This is a genomic window from Sphingomonas xinjiangensis, assembly GCF_014199255.1.
In the GTDB taxonomy this organism is placed as follows: domain Bacteria; phylum Pseudomonadota; class Alphaproteobacteria; order Sphingomonadales; family Sphingomonadaceae; genus Sphingomonas; species Sphingomonas xinjiangensis.
This window is the reverse complement of sequence record NZ_JACIJF010000020.1, coordinates 1-17,481: the sequence shown is the minus strand read 5'-3', so window position 1 is coordinate 17,481 and position 17,481 is coordinate 1. Positions and strand designations below refer to the sequence as shown.

Genomic DNA, 17,481 nt, shown 5'->3' with positions numbered 1-17,481 from the left:
TGCTGCTTCAACGCAAGCCATTATATAGTGTGCTATGAAATCACACGTTGCAGATGCAATGCCTATTCAGGCGCCCCTCCAATCCGGTGCGGGAAACGAGCTGGCGTTCGCCCTGTATGGCGCGGCCAACCGTATGGCTCGGCTGCACAAGCCGTTTCTCGAGCCGCTCGGGCTGACATTCTCCCAGTACCTCGTTCTGCTTGAACTGTTTGCCCGAACCCCCCGTACGGTTGGCGACCTGTGCGCTAAGCTCGGGATGGAAACCGGCACGATTACGCCGCTCCTCAAGCGTCTCGCCACTGCCGGAACGGTCACACGAACGCGCGATGTGGCGGACGAGCGTCGCGTGCTGATCGAGTTGACCCCTGCCGGGAAAGCACTTCGTGAGCGCGTGCAAGCCGTCAGCGGTCAGGTCAGGAGCGCCTGCAAGCTCACCGAGGAAGACATGGCCAGTCTGCGTGCCACGCTCGACGACCTCGCCTGGCCCGCAAACAAGATCGATCGATAAACCACAAGACGATTTGGAAGGTAGTTCATGGCAACCCAGCTTATCCGACCTGAGGCCGAGGCGCCTCGCGACACATTGTCGTTCGAGGAAGCGACCCGCGTGCGCCGCTCGATCCGCGGCTTTCTCGACCAAGCGGTTCCGGAGTCCGTTATCCGCGAAGTGCTGGAAGATGCGCAATACGCGCCGTCCAACTGCAATACGCAGCCGTGGAACACTCACATCGTGCGCGGCGAGAAGCTGAAGCAGCTCTCGGCGGTGCTGCATGCGAAGAACGACGCGGGCGAGTTCACGCCAGACTTCTCATTCGACGTGAACGATTTCTATGGCGAGTATCGCGAGCGCAACAACGCCCTCGGCAAAGCATATTACGAAGCCATGAACGTCATGCGCGAGGATAAGGAGGGGCGGCACCGTGCCGGGGCGAGGAACTATTCCTTCTTCAACGCGCCTCAGGCAGCCTTCCTGTTCATGCCGTCGTTCGGCGACAATGTCCGCGTGGCGGGCGACATGGGGATGTACGGGCAGACCTTCCTGCTCTCGCTCGCAGCACGTGGCCTGGGCGGAATACCGCAGACCGCGCTAGGCTTCTTCGCCGGTACAATCCGCGAGTTCCTCGGGATCCCCGACGAACTGAAGCTCCTGTTTGGCATCTCGTTCGGCTATCCCGATGAAGATGCTCCGGGCAATCGCGTGCGCATGGATCGCGTGCCGATCGAAACAAGCGTGACCTTTCACGCCTGAGTACGTTCCGGGGCGGGAACATCCTGCCCCATTTCTCCAGAACAAAGCCTCTCCAAAGCGCGACGCCATCCGCTGTGCGGATCGTCGCGCATTGGTGACGCATGCACGAAGAGGATCGGTACATGAAGATCGGCATCCTGGGCACCGGCAATATTGGCCGAACGCTGGTGAAAAGGCTCAGCGCAGCGGGCCACGAGGTAAAGGTGGCCAACTCGCGCGGCCCCGAGACGATCGAGGCCGACCTGCTCGCGAACGGCGCGCGTGCGGTCACTTCCGCCGAGGCAGTCACCGGGGTTGATGTGGTGATCCTGTCCACGCAACTCGGCGCCATCCCCAAGATCGCGCCACTGTTCGCAGGCGTACCCGCCGACACGATCGTGATCGACACGTCTAACTACTACCCCAAGCGTGACGGCGAAATCGCGGCGATTGAGGGCGGCCAGACCGAGAGCGCGTGGGTGGAGGAACAGCTCGGTCGTCCGATCGCAAAGGCGTGGAACGCCATCACGTCGGCTTCCTTCGCCGAGAAGGGTGCGCCGGCCGGAACGGCGGGCAGGATCGCGATCCCGGTCGCCGCGGATGGCGAGCGCGAGCGCGAAGTGGCGATGCGACTGGTCGATGAAACCGGGCTCGATCCGGTCTATGCGGGCAGCCTTGCCGACTCCTGGCGGCAGCAGCCGGGCTCCCCGGTCTACTGCACCGACCTGACACGCGACGAGATCCCAGCCGCGCTCGCCGCGGCCGAGCGGGCGCGTCTGCCGAAGCGTCGCGATCTTGCGATCGAAGCGATCATGGAGCGCGTCGGCGACAGCACCACCAATCCTGACTCGGACTTCGCGGTGCGGCTGACCCGCGCGCTGTTCATGTGATCGCCGCGACGGGCGGAGGCTCTTGGCCCGTCGCATCCGACTTTTCGCCCCCGCCAATCATCGGAAGACGCCAATGACGACCGACACCAGCCCTCTCATCTTCCTCATGGGCACTACCGGCCAGACCGGCCGGCATATCCTGGAGGAGCTCGACCGCGACACCGGCGGCGCGCGCATCCGTATCGGCGTGCGCAAGCAGAAGGACCTGGAGCGACTGCGTGCCGAGCGGCGCGATGCGGTCCTGTTTGATCTGGACGATCCGCGCACCTTCGGCCCGGCGCTCTACGGCGTCGACCGTATGAACATCCTCACCGGCTACACCATCGCCATGACCCACCAGACCAAGACGGTGGTGGACGCGGCGAAGAAGGCTGGCGTGCGACATATCGTCAACCAGGGCGTCTTCGCGGCCGACGACGCCACGGACTCGAAATATTGCTGGTTCGCGCTCGTCGAAGCCTACATCGAAGCCAGCGGCATCGCCTGGACGCACCTGCATCCCAATGTGTTTCTCGAGAACATGCTCAGCATGTCTCAGCCCATTGGCGGCACGTTCTCGACGTTCTGGGGCGAGAACCGCGTAGGCTACGTCGCGCTTCACGATCTGGCCGCCGTCACCGCCAAGGTCTTGCGTGATGGTCCGGAGCGCCATGGTTCGAAGGACTATTATCTTAGCACCGAGACCATGACCGCTCCGGAGCTGGCCACTGCGTTCAGCGAAGTGCTCGATCGTCCGATCCGCTGCAACATGCTCGGTGCGGCGGACATGGAGGCGCTGTTCAAGAGGAGCACGATGCCGGTCGAGGACTGGTACGCCCGTAGTTCGTTCGAGCTGCTGACGCAGTTCGACGATGGCCGCATGGGGTATATGGGCACCGTCAAGGACGACGTGCCCTACCTGCTGGGACGCCCTGCGATCGGCGTCCGTGCCTGGGCGGAGATGCACAAAGAGCAGTTGCTCGCACTTGTCGACCAGCCATCGACCTGACGCACTCGTCCGCCCTCGTCAGCGCCCTGGCGACCCAACGCCCCTGGAAGACCGGAACATGAAGAAGCTACTCGAATCCCACGACCTGAGCGGCCGCCGGTTGCAGAACCGTTTCGTCATGGCTCCGATGACTCGCGCCCGTCGGTCCGACAACGTCGCGAACGAGGAGACGGCCGCTTATTACCGCCAGCGGGCAAGCGCCGGCCTGATCGTCAGCGAGGGATCGTTCGTCTCCCCCGAGGCTCAGGGGTATATTCAAGTTCCGGGCATGTGGACGGCCGAGCAGGTCGCGGGATGGAAACTGGTGACCGACACCGTGCACGATGCGGGCGGCACCATGTTCGCCCAGCTCTGGCATGTCGGCCGCATCTCGCACACGTCGCTTCAGCCGGATGGGCAGGCACCCGTCAGTTCGTCGGCGAAACAGGTTGACGACCCCAGATTCAAGGTCTTCGCCACCCAGGAAGATGGCTCCCAAGGTTACATCGAACCGTCCGTGCCCCGCGCTCTGGAGACCGACGAGGTTGCCCGCGTCACGGGTGATTTCGCGCGGGCGGCGCGCAACGCCGCGGCCGCAGGCTTCGACGGTGTCGAGCTTCATGGCGCCAACAACTACCTGTTCGAACAATTCCTGAACCCCGCCATCAACGACCGGACCGATCGCTACGGCGGCTCCGTCGAGAACCGCGCACGCTTCGTGCTGGAGACGATCGACGCCGTGATCGCGGAGATCGGGGCGGACCGCGTCGGCGTCCGCTTCTCGCCGTACAACCAGGATCCCGACAAGCAGGACACTGGCTGGGTCGAGGAAACCTACCATTACCTCGCGGATCAACTAGCGGCGCGCAGGATCGCCTACATCCATTTCAATGACAGCTGGACCTCAGGCGAACCCGCGCTCGATGACGCATTCCTCAGGACCTTCCGGACGCATTTTCCTGGCACCATCATCCTGGCCGGCAGGATGACCTTCGATCGGGCCGAGCAGCTCGTCAGGGACGGCCTCATCGACCTGCCTGCGTTCGGGCAACTGTATATCGCCAACCCCGATCTGGTCGAACGCTACCGCGACGATGTCGTTGTCGTGAAGCCGGACAGCGACACCTTCTACGGGGGCGGCAGCAAGGGATATACGGACTACCCGCGCGCTGTCGATCAGCCCAGCTCGTGAGTGCGCGGGCTAACGTCATGCACCAGCGAGGATTTGCATGGCCCGCCAGATGATCATCGGCATGCACCTAGGCAACGGCTACGGCGCGCTGCCCGGCGCGTGGCGGATGCCCGGCGTTGACCCCACCAGCTACACCAGCTTCGACGCCAAGGTCCGGCAGGCGCAGGCGGCCGAGCGCGGCAAGCTCCAATTCCTGTTCTTGCCCGACGGCCCCAGTGCCTTATCCGCCGAGATCGAATATGAGGCGCCCGGCTTCAACCTCGACGTGATGATGACGCTCGCCGCCGTCGCGCGTGGCACCGAGCGCATCGGGATGGTGGCGACGGGCTCCACCACGTTCAACGAGCCGTTCAATCTCGCGCGCCAGTTCAAGGCGCTGGACATCATGAGCCATGGCCGCGCCGGGTGGAACGCGATCACGTCTGCCGGCGATGATGTTGCGGCGAACTACGGCGTGCGTATCCCATCCAGCGCCGATCGCTACGGGCGCGCACACGAGGTGGTCCAGATCGTCCAGGCGCTGTGGGGCAGCTGGAGCAAGGACGCTTGGGTACACGACCAGGCGAGCGGGCAGTTCGCCAAGTCGGCCGAGATCGCGCCGATAAACCTGGGCGGCAAGTTCGTCGCCTCGCGCGGGCCCCTGTACATCCCACCATCGGAGCAAGGGCAGCCGGTCGTCTTTCACGCCGGCGGCGCTAGCGCCAACGCGCTGGCCCTCGCCGGCCGCTACGCCAGCGCCGTCATCGGTGCGGCGTTCACCATCGAGGACGCGCGGGCGCAGCGTGCCGCCTTCCGCGATGCTGCGGAACGGGCCGGACGCGATCCCGACGAGATCAAGTTCATCCCCGGCCTGATGACGACAATTGCCCCCGACAAGCGCGCCGCGCTCGACCGTCGCATCACGCTGACCGAACGCGCCTTCCCGCAGCGTGCCGCCTATCTGCAGCAGATGCTGGGCGTGCGGATCGATCCGGCGCGGATGGGCGAGCCGTTGTCGCCGGACCAGCTTGCCGCGGCCCGCCCGTCATCGGGCGATCCGCGGTCGACCTATGCGCTAAAGATTGCACGCGAAGGCTGGACCTTGCGTGACATCCTTGCGCACGGCGTGATCGATTACCAGCCCGTCGTCGCTGGCCCGCCGGTTGAGGTCGCCGATCACATGCAGCACTGGTTCGAGGCGGAAGCCGCCGACGGATTTTGGGTGGCACCCGATGTTTACCGCGACGGCCTTGACGACTTCGTCGACGGCGTGGTGCCGATCCTGCAGCAGCGCGGCCTGTTCCACCTCGATTACGCGGGCATGACGCTGCGCGATCATCTCGGTGCACCCGCGCAATACGGGATCGATCCTCGCATCATGCCCTGAGCCGCGCGACAGCTTTGTCCTTCTCAACCTACACGGCCAGAGATCAGAGCATTCGCCGCCTTCATATGATGGCAAGCCTCGCTTCTCGATCTAGCGGTTGGGATGCAAGGGCTTGCTTCATGCATCCGTACGGCATCCGCCCGGCCGGCGATGTGATGGTTCGCCAATATTTCGTGTCGCCGCTGCTTTGGGAAACCTTTCGAGGGCCCCCCTCTCTGCCGGCTCTACCCATTCCAGCCGGAAAGCGGTCCCAAAGCCAGCGCGGTGCAGGCGCTTAGTGTCGCAAAGCCCGGACTGACGCGACATCCGAAACTTAGCACTTCTGCGACAAGCCACGATGCCCCTCAGCCGTTTACGGCAGCGACGAGCAGGATCGACACCAAGCAAGTGTCGTTCGGTGCGGTAATGACGAGGAGCTGAAGCTCCTCGTCGCGCGTGAGGATTAGGCGGCGTTGTAAGTGACCTGGAGGTCCATGACCCAAGTGACACCGAAATGGTCGCGGACCATGCCGTAAAGCGGCGAGAAGCCCGAAGGTCCGAGTGGCTGGATGACGGTCGCCCCTTCCGTCAGCTTGTCCCAGTAGGCGGTCAGCGTGGCGGCATCGTCGCCGCGCACGGAGACGAAGAACGGGATAGTGCCCGCGTCCCATTCGGTTGCAGATGGCACGTCGTAGGCCATGATGTGGAAGCCATCCGGCGCCGACACCTGTCCCCAGATGACCTGATCGGCTTCGGCCGGATTGGTGACGGCATGGGCGTCGGCATAGCTGATAGCCATCAGTTCGCCGCCGAAGACCGATTGATAGAAGGCAAGCGCTGCACGAGCGTCGCCACGAAAGTTAAGGTGGGTGGTAGTTCTAATCGTCATGATCGCTTCCCTCTTCTTGTCCGAGGAGAACTGATCTACGCCCACCCAACTGACAGTTTGCGGCAGTTAGATGATGGCACGCGCCGACCGGCTCTTCCGATTGCTCCAGGCGATGCGCGCCATGCCCGCGCCGATCACGGCCGCGCGTTTGGCAGAAGCAACTGAGATGTCCCTGCGCTCGCTGTACCGCGACATTGACTCGCTGCGCGCGGCGGGCGCCCGTATCGAGGGCGAGCGCGGCTACGGGTACCGGCTAATCGAGGATTACTCCCTGCCGCCGCAGATCTTCGACCGTGCGGAGATCGAGGCGATCGCACTCGGCTTGGCCGAGGTAAAGCACATGGGTGACCCGACACTGGCGGAAGCGGCAGCGTCCGTCTTGGCCAAGGTGGCGGCGACGCTTCCCGACGGCCGTGAGCAGTACCTGTTTCATGCCATCAGCAAGGTCTACCGACCCGAAACGCGCTATGCCGTCGCATGTGACATGAGCATCGTACGCGACGCCTGTTGGCGCGAGGAAGCGCTTGCCATTCGCTACGCCGATAAGGGCCATCTCGTCAGCGAGCGGACGATCCTGCCGCTCTGCGTCATGCATACCGACCGGACGCTGACGGTTCTCGCCTGGTGCTGCCTGCGCGAGGGCTTCCGGATGTTTCGCGCGGATCGGATTACCGAGCTGAAGCTTGCCGGAACAAGCTTCCGACCTCGGCGGGTGGCGTTGCTCCGCGACCACCTGGCCGAACTGACGGCACGATCACGGCAGAATTCGCCTGTTACCCCGCCGTCCTGAACACGCAGTGCCAATTTGGACGAGCTTGTCGCAGCAGGGTCATCCTCCGCCATCTCCGCGTTGATCGAAGCGGGTTCTCGCCGTTCTGAAGGCTGCGGCATTGTCGATGACCCAGGTCCAGAGCGGCATCATCCCGATCAACAGCCCACGTCCCAGCGCAGTAAGCGTGTAATCGACGCGTGGTGGCACCTCGCGATGATCGTGCCGGACTATCAGGCCGTCGCGTTCCAGCTGTCGCAGGGATCGGGTCAGCATCCGTTGGGTGACGCCATCGAGTTGCCGCGCAAGCTCGGCATGGCGGAGCGTTCCGGATACACCCAGAGCATGGACGATGCCGAGCGACCAGCGGTTGCCGGCATGTGCCAGGACTTCGCGCTTCAGCCCATCATCCTCGTCACTCAACGCCTCGCATGCGGCCTGTGAGCGCGCGATCACTTCGTCGAAGCTGATCTCGTCGATCGGTATCACTCGTGTGCCTTCTTCTGCTTGCCGCGCCAGCCCCTCATCTGGCGATCAGGTTCTTACGGAGGCATCGATGCCAAACACAAAGTCCAGCACCAACGCCACCCTTGTCATCGGTGCAGGGGAACTTGGCATGGCTGTGATACGCGCACTGGCCGAGCGTGGTTTGGCGAGCAGAGGAGTGCTGAGCGTCCTCCTTCGCCCCAGAGCCGATGATGCGCCGGGTGACACAGATGAAATGCTGCGGCAGATGGGCGTGAACATCGTCCGCGCCGATCTCGCCACGGCTTCGGAAGAAGCCTTGGCCGCCATCTTCGCCAACTATCCTACCGTTATATGCTGTACCGGCTTCGTCGGCGGACCGGGCACGCAACGAAAGATCACCGCTGCCGTGCTGAAGGCCGGAGTCGAGCGCTACGTGCCCTGGCAGTTCGGCGTCGATTATGACGTCGTCGGACACGGGAGCGGCCAGGAGGTGTTCGACGAGCAATCGGACGTGCGCGACATGCTGCGGTCACAGTCCGGCACGCACTGGATCATCATATCCACGGGGATGTTCACCAGCTTCCTGTTCGAGCCGTCATTCGGTGTGGTCGACCTAGAAGGTGGAAGGATTCACGCGCTTGGCAGCTGGGACAACCGGCTGACCGTGACGACCCCGGACGACATCGGTCGTCTGACCTCTGCCATCCTCGCGCATGAGCCACTCATCCATAACGACGTGGTGTATGTGGCAGGTGACACATTCTCCTACCGCCAGCTCGCGGACATGGTGGAGCATCACCTGGGTCGCAGCGTGGAGCGTGTCCTGTGGGACATGGACACGCTGCGATCCGAGGTCGCGGCACATCCGGAAGATGGCATGCGCAAATACCATCTGGCTTTCGCACGGGAAACCGGGGTCGCATGGGAGAAGGAATGCACCTTCAATGTGGCGCAGGGCATCCCGGTAACGGACGTGCCGGCTTGGCTCGCGCAGCGAAAGGGGCGCGTGAATTGACCATCATGCCCCATGAAGCTCAGCAGGTTTGACAGATACCTCGGCTACGTTGTCGCAGAAGCGGCGACATATGCGACGCCGGGAAGTCAGCACTTCCGCGACAAGACGATGGCAGCTTGCGCCCATTACCGGTCGTTTACCGCTATTGCGGCGCTCCTCATAAGCCGACGTTTGTTCAGACGGGCAGGGTTGTAAGGACCTCAGCCAATCTGAATAGAGCTATCGGTTTCAGTCAGCAGCGTCGATATAGCCGTCACGACCTGGGCTGATGCGAACGGCTTCTGGAGCAACACGCTTTTCGGAACGCCTTGAGCAGCCCAATCCGCTGCGCTGTCTCCGGTCATGTATATCACAGCCAGCTCGGGCTTCTGCTCCCGCCCGCTGCGAGCGACGGCCCATCCGTCTATCTCGCCTCCTAGTCGAATATCTGTGAGGAGCCCCGCCAGGTCCTGTCTGTGCTTCTCCATCAGGCCCAAAGCCTCCGGACCATCGAGAGCGGTTAGCACTTCGTAACCCCCCTCGATCAGCGCATCCTCAATGATGTGCATGATCATTGGCTCATCTTCGACGAGCAGGAGAAGGATGGATTTAGACACAGTGTTCCTGACAACCGGAAAGGACGAGCCGTAGCCGCGGGCGGCAGCGGCTGCAACAATGTGGAAACACGTAACGAGTTCCATCCCTCGATCGGCGAGCGGGGCTAAGCGATCAGACCGCTTCCGCCCCAACGTCTGCCGTTCAGCACGTTCACCGCTGCTCTTGGAAGCGGTCGTTCGTCGTCTAATCGCGTCGGTTGCAAGGAATTTCTGAGATGCTGTTGCCGGGAGCATGGTCGTCTTCGCGGTCGGCATGTGCCGCCGCATGATGGGGCTTCGCGGGCGGCTCTTCCAATGTTCATCACGCACTCCGCAGGCAGGAGCCAAGGGGTGCAACGAATGGCGCGGAATGAGCCAGCCTACGTCCCGGCAGGACGTCTCGTGCGCCTTGCGACGCTGACGAGCTGGGTAGATCAGTCTGTAACGTGCGCGCCTCTAAACGGCTCGCCCGTGCTCAGCATCGCGTGCATGATGACGGCGAGCTTTCGGGCGACGGCAACCGCTGCACGTTTGAATCCGAGGCGCTCGCGCAGCTGCAGCCCCCATTTACGCAGATCGCATTCTGACCTGCTACGGGTGAGAAGTACGGTCGCGGCCTCATAGAGCAGCCCGCGGAGATGACTGTCGCCACGACGGGAGATATGCCCGTCATAGTCGACCTCGCCCGACTGGTAGCGCCGCGTGGTTAAACCCACCCAGGCACCCACCGATCGTGAATGTTTGAAGTTCGTCGGATCCTCGATAGCGGTGATGAAGGAGGTAGCCGTCACGACGCCCACCCCGGGAATCGTCATGAGTAGCTGACAAGCCTCGCTGCGTCGTGCGTCGGCGAGCAGCTTGCGTCCGAGCTCCGCAGCGCGAAGTCGTACTGCATGCCATGCCTCGAGCAGTGGCCGAATGATCTGGGCCAGTTCGACGTTGCCCGCGAGCAGCTCTTTCACTTTATGCTCGAACCTGGTGCCCGTGACAGCCGGAACGATGAGGCCAAACGTCTTCATCAGGCCCCTGATCTGGTTCGACAGCTCGGTACCGATCCGCACCAACCGGGTTCGCGCCGCCACCAGTGTGCGGGCAAGCATGCTGTCGAAACTCTTGACCCGCACTTCCTTGTAGAACCCGACCTCGGCCAGATGAGCAAGACCGTCTGCATCGTTGGCGTCCGTCTTGTTCGCCGCCATGTCGAGCGCAGCTTTCGCATGACGCGCATCAATGCAAATCGCCGGCACCTCTTCTGCGGTGAGCGCATGAAAGAACCAGACCGAGAGTCGGCCGGTTTCGAACACCACCCGCTTCGCAGCAGGCGCATGCTTGCGGATCAATGCCGCGAGCAGCTGCGGGTCGGACGCACACTTGCCACGCCAGATCCGCTTGCCGCCGCGGCGAATAGATACCGCAGTGTCTTTCAGCGAGACGTCGAGTCCGATATATTCATCCATGGCTGTTCTCCGTCCGATGTATGGGCCCGGCTGCAAGTCGTGAGCCCGCACCTTCATCTACCGGGGAACAGCCACCCTCCGCACCATCGCTGATCGAGGTAGCTCGCTCCCGCGATTACCCCATGTTCATCCTGCGACGAACGACCACCAAGGTCCATTGCTGGACATCTAAGTCGGTTGTGCAGAGCCCACGATCGTCGCCGAACGCTGCGCGGACTATCCCACCGCTGATGATGTCCCTCAGATCGGAGTGATTCGGGCTGACGAATACATCGCCTCTGGTCACACGGCTGCAAGCATGCGCAGTGGATTAGCATCGATGCTGGTGCGGCAACTGCTTGACGGGAGGCGTTTATTGTCAGGTAATTGACGTGGGCTGAGCACGCGGTCACGCGAGCCAATGCAAAACAAAGGGGCGGGTCAGGTGCAATCGAATGAGCGGCGACTGAACGCCATCGTGAACAACTCCGCGATGGCCATCTTCCTGATGGACGAACATCAGCAATGCGTTTTCATGAACCAGGCGGCAGAGGAACTCACAGGCTATCGTCTGCAAGAAGCGATGGGCCGGCCTCTGCACGACGTGGTTCACCACCAACACCCTGATGGCAGACCATACCCGATCGAGGACTGCCCCATCGATCAAGCCTTTCCCGAACGCGAAAGAATGCGGGGGGAAGAGGTCTTCGTTCACAAAGACGGGCATTTCTACCCTGTCGCTTTTACTGCTTCGCCCATTGCCGGTGATGATGGTCAGCCGGTCGGCACGATCATCGAAGTGCGTGATTTAACCGAGGACAAGGCACGCGAGGCGGCGCTGCGGGAGAGCGAAGGCCGCTTCCGCAACATGGCCGACCACGCTCCGGTCATGATGTGGGTCACCGATCCCACCGGTTATTCCACCTATCTGAATCGTAAGTGGTACGAGTTCACCGGGCAGACTGCCGCGGAGGCGGAAGGCTATGGCTGGCTGGAGGCGACGCATCCGGAAGACAGAGAGCGTGCGGAGCACGCGTTCATGCAGGCGAACGCAAGTCGTACATCGTTCCGAGTGGAGTATCGTCTTCGCCACGCCTCCGGCTCTTATCGGTGGGCGATGGATGCCGCGAGCCCGCGCTTTGGCGATGAAGGGGAATTCCTTGGCTATGTTGGTTCGGTCATCGACATCGACGAGCGGCGGAAAGCGGAGGAGAAGCTAGCGCTCCAGGAGGAGCGATTGCGGCTCGCCTTGGAAGTGGCCGAGATCGGCCAGTGGGATGTAGATCACGCTTCCGGCAGCATGTTCTGGCCGCCCCGTGTAAAGGCGATGTTTGGCATCTCGCCGGACGTGCCGGTCACCTTGGAAGACTTCCTCAACGGAGTGCACCCCGACGATCGGGAGAGAACTCAGAAGGCATACGAGTCGGCAAGTGATCCCGAACTACGCGCGCTCTATGACGTCGAATATCGCACGGTCGGCAAGGAGGACGGCATCATCCGCTGGGTTGCGGCGAAAGGGCGCGGCCTGTTCGATGCGCAGGGCGCCTGCTTCCGAGTAATCGGCACAGCCATCGACATCACGGCCCGTAAGGCCAGCGAAATCCGGCTCAGCGAACTCAATGAGCACCTCGAGTTCGAAGTCACCGCGCGAACAGCCGAGCGCAACCGGGTGTGGGAGATGAGCGGCGACCTCCTCGCCATCCTGGGCTTCGACGGTCGCCCGAAGGTCATAAACCCGGCATGGGAAATCACTCTGGGGCGGGACATGGACACGCTCCTGAACTTGTCTTTCCGCGAGCAGATACACCCTGACGACCATAAAGCAGGGGAGGACGCGCTGAGGCGACTTCGCCGCGGCGAAGCGGTCGAGCGATTCGAGCATCGGCTTGCCCATGCCGATGGCTCATGGCGCTGGATTTCCTGGACGTTCGTGCCCGAGGGCGACGTTTTCTATGCGGTCGGCCGTGACGTCACGCCCGAGAAGGAAGCGGCTGAGGAACTGGAGAACGCACAGGAAGCGCTGCGCCAAAGCCAAAAGATGGAGGCGATGGGCCAGCTGACCGGTGGTGTTGCGCACGACTTCAACAACCTGCTGACCCCAATCGTCGGCTCGCTGGACCTGCTTCAGCGCAAAGGCTTGGGTGGTGAGCGCGAGCAGCGCCTGATCGAGGGTGCACTCCAGTCGGCAGATCGGGCGAGGACGTTGGTCCAACGCCTTCTCGCCTTTGCGCGTCGACAGCCCCTTCAACCAGCTGCCGTTAATGTTGGGAAACTCGTGGACGGCATGGCCGATCTGCTCGCGAGCACGACGGGCCCTCAGGTTCGTGTCGTCGTCGACGTGGCAGGCGACCTGCCGCCCGCCAAGGCTGATCCGAATCAACTCGAAATGGCGCTGCTGAACTTAGGGGTGAACGCGCGCGACGCGATGCCGCAAGGTGGTACGCTGCGGATCACCGCAACACGCGAAAGTGTTCGCAACGCGCGCGGCGCTCTCAAGCGTGGGCACTATGTCCGGCTTTCGGTGGCCGACACCGGCGTAGGAATGGACGAGTCGACGCTCGCCCGGGCGATCGAGCCATTCTTCTCCACGAAGGGGATTGGCAAAGGCACAGGCCTGGGCCTCTCCATGGCACACGGCTTAGCTGCCCAGCTGGGTGGTGCACTTACCATACACAGCCGAGAGGGCGTGGGCACCAACGTCGAGCTATGGCTTCCGATTAGCACAACGCTTCCGGACAGCGACAGAGCATCGAATGCCCGGGTGTTCACCGGGAATGCTCGGGGGCTTGTGCTGCTGGTGGATGACGAGGAAATCGTACGCGCGAGCACTGCGGATATGCTCGAGGAGTTCGGCTATGAGGTGCAGGAAGCTGACTCGGGCGAAGCCGCACTAGCGCTCATCGCGCAAGGGATCAGGCCCGACCTGCTCGTCACGGATCACCTTATGCCGGGCATGACCGGAGTGGAGTTGGCTTCGACACTCCGGGAACGATTCCCCGAACTGCCGGTGCTTGTTGTATCTGGGTATGCCGAGGTCGAGGGAATTGCCCCCAGTCTGCCGCGGCTTACCAAGCCCTTCAGAAGCGCCGAGTTGGAGGAGTGCCTCGCAGCGCTAATGGCGAACTGAAAAGTCTATACCGAGACGGGTGTCTGATCGGCCGCGGCGCGTAGGATTGTGCCGCTGATGTTTGATCCGGAACGGCAGCTATCCCGCCGTAGCGCTCGAAAGCAGACGGTCCGCGAACCACCCACTTTCGGACATGCCGGTGTCGCAAAAGTGGTGACATACGAAACGTCGGAAAGTCAGGACATCAGCGAAAGCCAGTACCTGGCGCGTTACTCGAAGATGGCCGGCGCTGCCGTTCCAGCCTGCCGCTCGGACAGGCGACGATAATGTCCGTCGTCCGCCTGAAGAAGAGTGTCATGCGTGCCGTCCTCGACAATCCGTCCGCCCGCGAAGACGAGGATGCGATCGAGCGCCCGAACCGTCGATAGCCGGTGCGCGATGACGATGGTGGTGCGGTCCACCATCAGCCGCTCCATCGCCTGCTGGATCGCTGCCTCACTCTCGGAATCGAGGCTGGAGGTCGCCTCGTCCAGGATCAGGATCGGTGCATCGGCGAGGAAGGCGCGCGCGATCGCCACGCGCTGGCGCTCACCACCCGACAGCTTTACACCGCGCTCTCCGACCGGGGTGCGATATCCCTTTGGTAGCGTCATGATGAAGTCGTGCGCATTGGCGAGCCGCGCCGCCTCCTCGATGTCCGTCTGGGTTGCGTCGGCGCGGCCATAGCCGATGTTCTCGGAAAGGGTGCGATGGAACAACACCGGCTCCTGCGGCACGATGGCGATCTGCCGGCGCAGCGAGGCCTGCGTCGCGTGCGCCACGTCCTGACCGTCGATCGTCACCCGGCCGGCGTCCACGTCGTAAAGGCGCTGGATCAGCTTCACGAAGCTGGTCTTGCCCGATCCCGATGGCCCAACCAGCCCGACGCGCTGTCCGGCGGGAATAACGACGGACAGCTGCTCATAGAGCGGCCGGTCCTGCCCCGTATAGCGGAAGGTCACATCCTCGAAACGGATCGCGCCCGCGCCGATCGCGATCGAGCGTGCGTCGGCATAATCGGCGACGCCCAGCGGCTGATCGTGGAGCTGTACCAGTTCCTCCATCTCGTTCACCGACCGCTGGAGTTGGTGGACGTACTGGCCGATGTCGCGGAGATAGCCGTTGAGCACCAGATAACTGGTCAGGACATAGGCCATGTCGCCGGCGCTCGCCTGCCCGTGCGACCACAACCACAGGGCCGCGCCCGTGGCGGCGATGCGGATCAACCAGAGCAGCGCGAGTTGTCCCGACCCCGCCCAGGTGAACGCCATCCAGGTCCGCCGCGTGCGCCGGTGCCACTTGGCGATGGTCCGCGCCAATCGCGCTTCCTCACTCGCCTCGCCGCCGAACGCCTTCACCACCGCGTTCGTGCCGATCGCATCGGCCAGCACGCCGCCCATCTTCGTGTCCCACTGGTTCGACAGCCGCGCGATCGGCGCGAGCACGCGCGTCGCCAGCCCAATCGTCAGCACGATATAGGCCAGCGCCCCGACGCCCGTCACCAGCCCGAGCAGCGGCCAGTGCGCTGCGAGCAGGACTGCCGTTCCCACCAGCACCGTCAGAGACGGCAGCAGCGAGAGCAGCAGCACGTCGTTGAGCGTGTCGAGCGCCCACATGCCGCGCGTGATCCGCCGCACGGTGGAACCGGAAAAGGCGTTGGCGTGCCAGTCGGTCGATAGCCGCTGGACGCGCGCGAACGCCTCCTGCGTCACGTCGCGCATCATGTTCAGCGTCAGCGGCGTGATCGCCCACCAGCCCAGATGACGCAGTATGACCATCGCACCTCCCAGTGCGGCGATGGCAGCGAACGCGCGCCAGGCTGGTCCTGCATCGCCGCTGCCTACGGCATCGATCATCCGGCCGGCACAGAGCGGCACGAACACCTCGGTCAGGGTGGCAAGCAGCATTGCGGCGGCACAGGCGGCTGCCAGCAGCGGCGCGCGTGCCCAAAGGCGGAAGGTGAACGCCAGCACCTTGCGCAGCACGGAGGCGCGCGGGAACAAGTCTTCTTCGTCGTTGGCCATGGAAACCATTACCGCGCGACTGCACGCGGCCCTCGTGTCAGCGATGATAGATATCGGTCGTGTTCGGGACCGGGGGGCGTCAGTGGCGGAGGAGGCCGCCGACGCAGATTACTCCACGGGCGGGCGCAGTATGATCCGTCATCGTCGCCCTCCTCTTCGTTGATCGCTGGACGCACGGCTCATAGCTCATCGCTCTGCCGAAAACTACCGGCACTACACGGAAGATGCTATTGCGCCGTTATGTCCGACTTCCCGCGCGCGATCCTGAATTACTGGCATGAGGCATTCGACGGCCCCATCGTTGGTACGAAGGGCGATTTTGCGCTGACAGTTGTGCCGACTCTGAACCGCAAGCGCCCGGCGATGATCCTGGAGGGGCAGGATGGTTCAGTACGTGCGGCACTCACGCCCGAACTGACTGAAGCTATCGGCGCCTTCTCAGCGGGAGAAATTACGGTCGCTGGCTTGCGTGAGCGGTTGGCTGGGGCGGGCATTGTTCTCCACAGCCCTGATTTCCTGTTCTACTTTCCAGACGACACAATGCCGGCAGCCGATCGGTCGAGGGCACCGCGTCAACTTACCGAAGGCGACCGCGAGTCATTCAACGCCTTTCAGGCGGAGGCGTCGGAGCAGGATCTTGAAGACGCCTATGTCGAACTCGATCACTGGGCTGCGTTCGGTTACTTTGATGGCGACCGCCTGGTTAGCGCCGCCAGCGCATATCCGTGGGAGAACAGCCAGATCGCGGATATCGGGGTGCTGACGCTGCCCGATGTCAGGGGCAAGGGCTATGCGCGGGCAGTCGTGCAGGCGATAATCCGCTTTTCGAAGCGGCAGGGCTATGAGCCTCAGTATCGCTGCCAGCTCGACAATCACGCCTCGGTCGCTTTGGCGAAGGCATGTGGCCTTACGCTGTTCGGCAGATGGACAGTGGCCTCTGGCGCTTCCTAAACACAGGTGCGCGGCATGGAAGGCCGCAGTTTCGGCGGCGGGCCACACACACCCGATTTCAAGCAGCGAAAGCCATTCCGCAAAACCACCTTTTTGGAAAGGCTCATCGCCGCCCTGCCCTTCCCAACCTGCGCGGCCTCTAGCCGCCACTAACCCACTCAATGGCGCAAAAGCTGGGACATAAGCGACGGCCGAAAGTCAGCAGTTTCGCGACAAGGCGCAGGCAACGGCGGCGTCATTGGCTTGGCAGTGGGGCCTACTGGCTCTTAATGTTCTGCAACGTCGTGGGCGGGTGAGACGAGCACCTTGCCCTTTTCAACGATGTAAGTTGCGAGTTCCGCACCATTGGTCAGTCCCGGATTACGCGCCTTGTGGGCGATGCCCGCCGGGACGAAGAGAACGTCACCGGCCTTGAGCGTGACCGGGCTTTTTCCCTCTAGCTGATACTCCAACGTGCCTTCGATGACGTAGATCACCTCCTCACCAGGGTGGCGATGCCACTTCGCCGTTGCACCCGGTGCGATGTCGATACGCGCCTGAACAGTCTCGTGATTGGCGATCGAAAGGTCGTGACGCTGGAGGTCCGTGCGTGTGACACCTTGCTGCTGCGGGGCTGCCAAGGCGTT

General features: G+C 63.0%; 16 protein-coding genes. 10 read left to right on the top strand and 6 right to left on the bottom strand.

The features are described from left to right. Positions 1-34 precede the first annotated feature (34 nt). From FHT02_RS18540 to FHT02_RS18515, 6 genes are all read left to right on the top strand, one after another. Positions 35-508, top strand: coding sequence for a MarR family winged helix-turn-helix transcriptional regulator (locus FHT02_RS18540; RefSeq protein ID WP_246352538.1), 474 nt, complete (start codon positions 35-37; stop codon positions 506-508). Positions 509-535: 27 nt separating this feature from the next. Then, positions 536-1,249 (top strand): nitroreductase, encoded by a 714-nt coding sequence (locus tag FHT02_RS18535; protein ID WP_184091231.1) that lies wholly within the window; start codon positions 536-538, stop codon positions 1,247-1,249. Between the two features lie 122 nt (positions 1,250-1,371). Further along, positions 1,372-2,118, top strand: a complete 747-nt coding sequence (locus FHT02_RS18530) for an NADPH-dependent F420 reductase (RefSeq protein WP_184091229.1) — start codon at positions 1,372-1,374, stop codon at positions 2,116-2,118. Between the two features lie 73 nt (positions 2,119-2,191). Further along, complete coding sequence (locus FHT02_RS18525) at positions 2,192-3,106, top strand: NmrA family NAD(P)-binding protein (protein ID WP_184091227.1); 915 nt, start codon at positions 2,192-2,194, stop codon at positions 3,104-3,106. Positions 3,107-3,164: 58 nt separating this feature from the next. Then, positions 3,165-4,277, top strand: coding sequence for an alkene reductase (locus FHT02_RS18520; protein ID WP_184091225.1), 1,113 nt, complete (start codon positions 3,165-3,167; stop codon positions 4,275-4,277). 37 nt (positions 4,278-4,314) lie between these two features. Next, the gene (locus FHT02_RS18515) at positions 4,315-5,643 is read left to right on the top strand and encodes an NtaA/DmoA family FMN-dependent monooxygenase (protein ID WP_184091223.1); all 1,329 of its coding nucleotides are present in this window, start codon (positions 4,315-4,317) and stop codon (positions 5,641-5,643) included. Between the two features lie 442 nt (positions 5,644-6,085). On the opposite strand, the gene FHT02_RS18510 is transcribed toward FHT02_RS18515, so the two are convergent. Continuing rightward, entirely contained in the window at positions 6,086-6,511 is a 426-nt protein-coding gene (locus tag FHT02_RS18510; RefSeq protein WP_184091214.1) for a VOC family protein, read from the bottom strand. 70 nt (positions 6,512-6,581) lie between these two features. On the opposite strand from FHT02_RS18510, the gene FHT02_RS18505 reads away from it, so the two are divergent. Then, positions 6,582-7,301 (top strand): helix-turn-helix transcriptional regulator, encoded by a 720-nt coding sequence (locus FHT02_RS18505; RefSeq protein ID WP_221239575.1) that lies wholly within the window; start codon positions 6,582-6,584, stop codon positions 7,299-7,301. Positions 7,302-7,340: 39 nt separating this feature from the next. On the opposite strand, the gene FHT02_RS18500 is transcribed toward FHT02_RS18505, so the two are convergent. Beyond that, complete coding sequence (locus FHT02_RS18500) at positions 7,341-7,769, bottom strand: winged helix-turn-helix transcriptional regulator (protein WP_343056999.1); 429 nt, start codon at positions 7,767-7,769, stop codon at positions 7,341-7,343. A gap of 67 nt (positions 7,770-7,836) precedes the next feature. On the opposite strand from FHT02_RS18500, the gene FHT02_RS18495 reads away from it, so the two are divergent. After that, complete coding sequence (locus FHT02_RS18495; RefSeq protein WP_184091212.1) at positions 7,837-8,763, top strand: aromatic alcohol reductase; 927 nt, start codon at positions 7,837-7,839, stop codon at positions 8,761-8,763. A 200-nt stretch (positions 8,764-8,963) separates the two neighbouring features. Here FHT02_RS18495 and FHT02_RS18490 read toward each other — a convergent pair whose 3' ends face one another. Then, complete coding sequence (locus FHT02_RS18490) at positions 8,964-9,443, bottom strand: response regulator (protein WP_221239574.1); 480 nt, start codon at positions 9,441-9,443, stop codon at positions 8,964-8,966. A gap of 329 nt (positions 9,444-9,772) precedes the next feature. Continuing rightward, entirely contained in the window at positions 9,773-10,795 is a 1,023-nt protein-coding gene (locus FHT02_RS18485) for an IS110 family RNA-guided transposase (RefSeq protein WP_184091210.1), read from the bottom strand. Positions 10,796-11,195: 400 nt separating this feature from the next. On the opposite strand from FHT02_RS18485, the gene FHT02_RS18480 reads away from it, so the two are divergent. Further along, complete coding sequence (locus FHT02_RS18480; protein ID WP_184091208.1) at positions 11,196-13,901, top strand: PAS domain S-box protein; 2,706 nt, start codon at positions 11,196-11,198, stop codon at positions 13,899-13,901. Between the two features lie 209 nt (positions 13,902-14,110). Here the strand turns inward: FHT02_RS18480 and FHT02_RS18475 are convergent, their stop codons facing one another. Then, positions 14,111-15,904 carry an ABC transporter ATP-binding protein gene (locus tag FHT02_RS18475; RefSeq protein ID WP_184091206.1) on the bottom strand — a complete coding sequence of 598 codons (1,794 nt, stop codon included), beginning with the start codon at positions 15,902-15,904 and terminating at the stop codon, positions 14,111-14,113. Between the two features lie 240 nt (positions 15,905-16,144). On the opposite strand from FHT02_RS18475, the gene FHT02_RS18470 reads away from it, so the two are divergent. Next, positions 16,145-16,855 (top strand): GNAT family N-acetyltransferase, encoded by a 711-nt coding sequence (locus FHT02_RS18470; protein ID WP_184091205.1) that lies wholly within the window; start codon positions 16,145-16,147, stop codon positions 16,853-16,855. 266 nt (positions 16,856-17,121) lie between these two features. On the opposite strand, the gene FHT02_RS18465 is transcribed toward FHT02_RS18470, so the two are convergent. Next, the coding region (locus FHT02_RS18465) for a cupin domain-containing protein (RefSeq protein ID WP_425506462.1) at positions 17,122-17,481 on the bottom strand (360 nt) is incomplete at its 5' end.

Excerpts from the sequence above, each read along its gene's own strand:
- FHT02_RS18540 (WP_246352538.1), top strand. The coding sequence starts at position 35 with ATGAAATCACACGTTGCAGATGCAATGCCTATTCAGGCGCCCCTCCAA.
- FHT02_RS18535 (WP_184091231.1), top strand. The coding sequence starts at position 536 with ATGGCAACCCAGCTTATCCGACCTGAGGCCGAGGCGCCTCGCGACACA.
- FHT02_RS18530 (WP_184091229.1), top strand. The coding sequence starts at position 1,372 with ATGAAGATCGGCATCCTGGGCACCGGCAATATTGGCCGAACGCTGGTG.
- FHT02_RS18525 (WP_184091227.1), top strand. The coding sequence starts at position 2,192 with ATGACGACCGACACCAGCCCTCTCATCTTCCTCATGGGCACTACCGGC.
- FHT02_RS18520 (WP_184091225.1), top strand. The coding sequence starts at position 3,165 with ATGAAGAAGCTACTCGAATCCCACGACCTGAGCGGCCGCCGGTTGCAG.
- FHT02_RS18515 (WP_184091223.1), top strand. The coding sequence starts at position 4,315 with ATGGCCCGCCAGATGATCATCGGCATGCACCTAGGCAACGGCTACGGC.
- FHT02_RS18510 (WP_184091214.1), bottom strand. The coding sequence starts at position 6,511 with ATGACGATTAGAACTACCACCCACCTTAACTTTCGTGGCGACGCTCGT.
- FHT02_RS18505 (WP_221239575.1), top strand. The coding sequence starts at position 6,582 with ATGATGGCACGCGCCGACCGGCTCTTCCGATTGCTCCAGGCGATGCGC.
- FHT02_RS18495 (WP_184091212.1), top strand. The coding sequence starts at position 7,837 with ATGCCAAACACAAAGTCCAGCACCAACGCCACCCTTGTCATCGGTGCA.
- FHT02_RS18490 (WP_221239574.1), bottom strand. The coding sequence starts at position 9,443 with ATGGAACTCGTTACGTGTTTCCACATTGTTGCAGCCGCTGCCGCCCGC.
- FHT02_RS18485 (WP_184091210.1), bottom strand. The coding sequence starts at position 10,795 with ATGGATGAATATATCGGACTCGACGTCTCGCTGAAAGACACTGCGGTA.
- FHT02_RS18480 (WP_184091208.1), top strand. The coding sequence starts at position 11,196 with ATGCAAAACAAAGGGGCGGGTCAGGTGCAATCGAATGAGCGGCGACTG.
- FHT02_RS18475 (WP_184091206.1), bottom strand. The coding sequence starts at position 15,904 with ATGGCCAACGACGAAGAAGACTTGTTCCCGCGCGCCTCCGTGCTGCGC.
- FHT02_RS18470 (WP_184091205.1), top strand. The coding sequence starts at position 16,145 with ATGTCCGACTTCCCGCGCGCGATCCTGAATTACTGGCATGAGGCATTC.